This window comes from Aromatoleum toluclasticum ATCC 700605, assembly GCF_000378245.1.
Lineage (GTDB): Bacteria > Pseudomonadota > Gammaproteobacteria > Burkholderiales > Rhodocyclaceae > Aromatoleum > Aromatoleum toluclasticum.
This window is the reverse complement of record NZ_KB899497.1, coordinates 309,948-316,296: the sequence shown is the minus strand read 5'-3', so window position 1 is coordinate 316,296 and position 6,349 is coordinate 309,948. Positions and strand designations below refer to the sequence as shown.

The window sequence follows — 6,349 nt, the reverse complement described above, 5'->3', positions numbered from 1 at the left end:
CCAGTAGGGTCCGTCGAAGATGGTGTCGGAGCCGCCGCCCGCGGCGAGCACGTAGGTGTCGGAGCCGGCACCGCCTTCCAGTTTGTCGTTGCCGGCGCCGCCGTCGAGCACGTCGTCGCCGCCGTTGCCCATCAACTGGTCGTCGCCCGCGCCGCCGAGCAGCACGTCCTGCCCTTCCGTGCCCCACAGCCAGTCGTTGCCGGCGCTGCCCTGCTGCAGCTGCGTCTGCCACACCGCCTGATCGATGGCGAACTGATCCCACACCGTGCCGTCACCGAACTGGATCTCCTGGATCGTGCCCGGATTGAAGCGCAACTCTTCGTCGATACCCAGCAGTCGCGCGACGTACTGACCGGACGCAGGGTCACGGTACAGCACCAACTGCTTCGGACCAATCGACGGCGCCGTGACGATCTGGGAGCTGGTGCTGTCGATGTAGATCAGGCTATCAAGCATCTTGAATACTCGGTAATGGGTGAATGATCAGTTCCCAATCGGGACGAGAACGCAACGAACTAGCCGCCGTCAGCCCAAAAACCCGGCATGTCACGGCGCAAAAATAACTTCGGCATAATAAATTATGCCAACGACGCTACAAATGTTTTTCTCCGGGAAAAACGGCATTCCCGATACGGGATGGTCGCCGCGCCGCGAAGCGGGCAGACTCTGCCGATCGGTCTTCAGCCGCGGGCAGAGGCACGCGTGGATCGCCGCGATCCACGCGCCCCGCCGACGGCCATCGTCGGGCGCCCGGCCGGAGATTCGATGCCCGCAGCGGATTGCCGTTTGTCCGTGGCCCGCGGTGCAGATTATTCAGGGATTCACCGGCCCCCGGATTGGTCCGCATCGCTCCCTGCATCAGCCACCGTCGCCTTGCGCGACATCAGGTTCGCAACATTGACCGGGCGCCAGTAGCTTCCCCCAGCCGAGACGCAGGTCCAAGCCCACCGTACCCATCCGGTCAGCGAAATGGCAAGCCACAGCGCCCAGCCCAGCATCATCAGGCGATAGGCGAACACCGGGATACTGAAGAACTCCACGCTCGGCGTCGTGCCGTCCAGGCGGTCGAGATACCACCTCAGGCTGAACGCGTTCGAGTCGTTGCCGGTCACGAGCATTTCGGGATAGCCGAGCAGACCCTGGCGCAGCGCCGACAGCAACGCGCTGGCGGCCAGCAGCGTGACCAGCAGCAGCAGCATCTGGAACAGGTTGAAGCGCAACGGCGACGAGGCGGCGTAGTTACGCCGGATTGCCAGCAACACGAACCAGCAGACGACGAAGAACACCGAGGCCACCGACGACTGCACCAGCCCGACGCCGAGGAGGATCCACGTCACCAGCCCGAGCGGCCCCGGCACCACGCGCGACAGGACGGCTGCGATCGCGGCGACGACGATCAACACGCCCCACAACAGCACCGCCGGCCCGACCAGCGGCCCCTTGGTGAACAGCACCACGCGATCCTCCGGCACGGCCAGCGTCATCGTCGCGTTGACCGCCTGCGCGCCGAGGTCGAGCTGCGGGGAGCGATAGTGGTTCGACACCGCGGAAACGTCGCGCCAGTCGAGCTGCACCGCATGCGCCCCGGGCGTGATCGGCAGCGCCAGCTTGTTCTTCTCGCCGCGCAGGGGCTGCACCTGGCCGTCGATTCGCACCGACAGCAGTTCCGCGCCTTCGGGCAGTCCGATCACGTGATTGCCGCCGGCGCTGCTGCGCAGCCGCAAGTTCGCCGACGCGTCGGACGAACGCTGTCCGACGGTGGTGTGGATCCGGACCTCGTCAAAGGTGAGCGTCGCGCCTTCGATGCCTGCGGGGCGCGACAGGGACAGGTCCACCGCCTCGCCCGGCCACAGGAGCCAGCGCGGCCGCCATGTGCCGCCATCGGTCCAAGAGGCCGGCGCGAGGCCGGCCGATTCGACGTGCCACGACGGCGTTGCCGACACGGTCCAGCGCTCGATCTGGCCCGGGTGAGTCGAGGTCAGCAGCCGAAGCGTGTCCGCAGGTTCGAGTACGCTGTCGAAACTGCGCGATGCGCCCGCCGCGAGGTCGACCACCGCTTCGCCGTCCTCGACCTTGATGCCCGGATCGGTGACGGCCTCCCCTGCCAACAGCGGGATGCGCACGCTCGTCTGCAAGGCGCTCGGCCCCTGCCGCCGCACGACCGTGCGCACCGTCCAGGTCTGGTCGAAACTCACGTGTCGTTCGACTTCGGCAAACGGCGGCAGATCGGCACCGCCCGAGAACTCCTTGTCCGCCTTCGACTGCACCTCGCGCAATCGCGAGAGCGTCAGGGTTTCGGTGGCCAAACCCCGCGCATCGATACCGGACAGGCTCCAGCGCGCGAGCTGCGTGCTCACCCGTCGCGGCGTCAGCGGCAGATGCACGGGCACGTCGTCCTGATGGGCGGGGATGACGATTTCGATGGAGGTGATACCGGGCCGAACGCTTGCCCAGATGATCCCCTTTTCGTCGCGCAGCAGGGCCGGCGGCTGCCCGCCCGCCAGCACCGACGAGGGCCGGATGTTCGCCCCGGGGCTCGGCAGCGGGACGGCCGTGCGTGCCTGCGCATGGACTTCGAGCTTCATCGTAATCGTGTTGCCGGCGGCTTCGATACGCAGGTCGGCGAGGTCCGCACACACCGGCGCGCACGCCGGCGCGGGTTCGGGAGCGAGGAGCCGCGCGCGCAGTTCCCCGAGCAGCGCTTCCGACGGGAACGTGGATTGCGCACGGGCGTCCGTCGTCGTGGATCCCAACCCGACGGCCGCGACGACACCCAACACCGCCGCGGAACTCAGCGCGCCACGCAGCTTGCGCAGCATGGCCGCGCGATCGAACTCCCAGCAACGCCACAGCGCGAGCCCGAGCAACAGCACCGAGAGCACCGACCACAACGCGGAGCCGGTGGGGGGCAGCAAGGTGAGCGACAGCGTCTGTCCGCTCACGATCGGCCCCTGCGACGCGAGCTGGATCACCGTCCAGCGCCAGCTCGGAATTCCGGGGCCGGTCTGCACCTTCAGGTTCGGGTCGGGCCTGGCTGCCACGGGTCGTGTTGCAGCTTGCCGCTCGAGCGGAGCGACCACCGAAGCGGCTTCATCGCGCAACTTCTGCTCCGCGTAGCTATCCAGCTCCCGGGCGACGGGCGGCGCCGCCGGTGCCGGGGGCCGCGCCGAAGCGGGCGCGCCCGCCGACCGAGCCATGCCGGCGGTGGCCTGCGAATAAGTCATCCCGAGGGCCGGATACATGGCCTGGCGGATCTGATCGACCGCGAAGGGCACGAGCATGAGGGCGATCAATACCCCGCTGAATAGCGCGCCGCGCGCCGCCCAGCCGCGCAGCTTCGCATTAGCGGGAACCGCCGCCGCGATCGCGCGGAAGAGGACCAGCGCCAGCCACATGAATTTCGGCGCCCCCCACGTGTGCCAGGTCAGCACGAGGCCCGCGAGCAGGATCAGGGCCGGCAGCGGGCCGACGACGCGGAAGGTCACCGCCGCGATCAGCAGCACGCCGAAGATGTCCCACAGCGTCCACGACATCAGCCACTCGCCCTGCACCGAATCCGCGCCCGAGGCGTGAATCAGGCGCCACCCCGGCGGCAGGTTGAGTTCGGCCGCCCAGCCGCTCAAGGGCACCGTCCAGCCGCTTGCGGGAATCTCGCGCGCCGACGAGTCGATGCGGCTGTCCGCTTCGAGCGCGATCGCCGCCTCGCGCAGTTCCACGCCGCGACCGGCCGCGCTGCGGGTCACCGGCAGGTCGACGCCATTGACCGCCACCCGCCCCAGCGCGAACTGCTCGGGCAGGTCGAGCCGCCAGCTGCGGCCGATCGCCCCGTCTATCCGGTCCTGCACCGAGAATCCGCCGCCGTCGAAGTCGAGCCACAGCGTGCGGCGGATCTGCAGCCGATCCGCCGCCCCGCCCGCGTCCCCGCGCTGCACCTCGGCGATCCGCAGGGCTGCTCCCGGCTGGAGCACGAAGCTCGGCAGGCCGGCCCATTCCGCCGGCACCCCCACGGACTTCGGATCGACCGCCGGCGGCCCTTCCAGATTCACGACGCGCACCTCGTTGCGTGGCGCGAAGGACCACACCTCCTGCTCGCCCGCTCCCTCTGGCAACTTGAGCTCGGTGGCGGCACTCATCCTGCGCGACGTCACGTTCAGCACCCATGACCCTGCGCGCGCCTGCACCTTCAGGCTGCCATCGGCGTCGATGCGCGCCGGCAGGCCGCCCTCAACCGCCAGCGGCACGAAACCCTCCAGCACTGCATGCGGAACGCGCACTTCCCGCTGCCGGCCCGAGATCGAGAATTCGTAGCGCACCGTCGACACCATCGGCACGTCGTCGGCGAACTGCCGGAATACGCGCGTGGACAGGGCATCCACCGTGCCCTCCTTGTCCGGCGAGGCGCGCAGCCACAACTGGCCGGACGCATCCGGCTGACCGGCGAACCGTTCGCCGTCGATCGTGACCGAAACCTTCGCGACCTGCCGCGGCAACTGCAGGTTCAGCGGCAGTTGTTGCCAGTCGAAGCTCCCGGCGACCACGTGATGCCCCGGCCCCACGCGCAGCGACGGCCGTCCGTTCGCCGGCACGACCGCCGTCGGCTCGCCGTCGAGGCGCACGTCGCGCGGCCAGGCCTCGACATCGCCGGGCAATTCCACCGTGCCGTCGGCGAAGGCGTCGACGGTCAGCGTGAAGGCGCCCTGCCGGCCGGAGAGCTGCATCTCGATGCCCGCCGGCCAGATGCATTGCGCGGACGCCGGTTCGGCTCCCGTGCGCGGACATTCCGGCGCGGGCGGACTATGACGGGCCCAATCGACCCAGGGGCGGAGCGGCGCGGGCACCTCCTCCGCGCTCATCCTGCCGGTCCCTGCATGGGCGAGGGAAGCGCAGGCGAGCAGGCCTGCGACCAGGACAACGATTCCTTGGGGTTTCATCGCTCGGGGCTCCGCCGATCCTGCCCGGAGCAAGCCCGTGTGGCGGCTTGCCCGGACCAGGTTCATATGACAACGAAGACCCAATGATGCCCGATAAATCATTCCGGGCACGAACTTCTGCGCGAGTATCGAGGCGCGATACCTCGGGTGCGCCTACGCAACGACAGCCGCTACTGGCGGTCCGTCACCCGGCACATCAGGGGGCCGGATAACGAGTCAGAATGCCTGCTGCCTGCTGCGCAAAGATGCCGTGCACGGCCTTGGTCGGATGGATACCATCCCAAAAGAAGTAGCTGTCCGGCTGCAGGCACGTATAAGGCGGCACGTTCGGCGTGACGCAGGGGTCCGTCACGTTTGTCAGCGCGAAGCTGCTCGGCGCCGTCACGATGGTCGTCATCTGTGTAGCGATGTCCATGCGTGCGATCTGAATGTCCGGCAGGCCGGCAAGCGGGTCCAGCACGTTCTGCGACAGGGCCTGGTTGAAGGCTTGCGTCAGACTGAAGGCCAAGGTGGCGGTGCCGGGAACGAACTGCTCCACGAACCTGACGGCCGGCACCAGATCCAGGCGCGGCGCATTCACGACGAGGAACTTCCTCGCACCGACGAAGTACAAGGTTTGCATGTGGGAGGCTATGCTGTTCAGAGCATTCGAGATGACCGCCTGCGCTGCCTCCGTCGCTTGAGCGAGGTCGTGGGTATCCTGAAGCGTGCTGGCGAACGCGACCAGGGCATCGCGCACGTCATTGCTGCCAATTTCAACAGCATACAGGGCGTCTGCCGGGGCATTGTTCCCGACGTCCTGGAGGAATACCTGCACCTGATCCGGCAGGTTTACCCGGCCCGGAAAATCCACCGCACGGGCGCCGGCGACCGCATAGTTCGAGGCTTTGCCTCTGTCCTGAAACGCCGGGCCGACATCGCGGGCAAACCCATGCCCGACGGCGTACTGTTCGATCCATGTGGGGCCGTTGCTGAGATGATGCCCCCCCTTGGCATAGGGCGCACTGGGCACGAGCGTTTCGTCCAGGCCCTCGTAATGCGGTGGCGTGGTCTGAGGAACCGTACTATCCAGATTCAGGCCTTCTACCGGATGTGTCAGCAACGCAAACCCGTTGCCGGGATCAGAGATGCTCGTGCCGAAGACCACGACATTGCTGAACTCCAGTTGCGCACTGGCGAATCCCGGCAGCGCCAGGACCAGTGCAGCAGACAGGAGACGCGTCCAAGTACCCAATTTGTTTTTCATTCTTTCACCTATGGCCAGCCAGTAGTCTTACGCATTGATTCGTCCTTTGAGCCGGGAGGCGTCCTTACGACTTCGGCGATCAGACGGGGGACACAACCGGAATATGCAGAAGCAGATCGGTTGCAAATCGATCCTTTCAGCATAGCGACAGGCCAACAACTATCAAGGAAAA

General features: G+C 67.2%; 2 protein-coding genes and 1 pseudogene. All 3 read right to left on the bottom strand.

Features of this window, described 5'->3' with window-relative positions:
- Positions 1-456: pseudogene (locus F464_RS0114355) on the bottom strand (hypothetical protein); the annotation flags it as partial.
- A 365-nt stretch (positions 457-821) separates the two neighbouring features.
- On the bottom strand, positions 822-4,931 hold the full coding sequence (locus tag F464_RS0114350) for a hypothetical protein (protein WP_018990522.1): 4,110 nt from the start codon (positions 4,929-4,931) through the stop codon (positions 822-824).
- A 196-nt stretch (positions 4,932-5,127) separates the two neighbouring features.
- The gene (locus tag F464_RS0114345; RefSeq protein WP_026296003.1) at positions 5,128-6,177 is read right to left on the bottom strand and encodes an SGNH/GDSL hydrolase family protein; all 1,050 of its coding nucleotides are present in this window, start codon (positions 6,175-6,177) and stop codon (positions 5,128-5,130) included.
- Positions 6,178-6,349: the final 172 nt, after the last annotated feature.

Excerpts from the sequence above, each read along its gene's own strand:
- F464_RS0114350 (WP_018990522.1), bottom strand. The coding sequence starts at position 4,931 with ATGAAACCCCAAGGAATCGTTGTCCTGGTCGCAGGCCTGCTCGCCTGC.
- F464_RS0114345 (WP_026296003.1), bottom strand. The coding sequence starts at position 6,177 with ATGAAAAACAAATTGGGTACTTGGACGCGTCTCCTGTCTGCTGCACTG.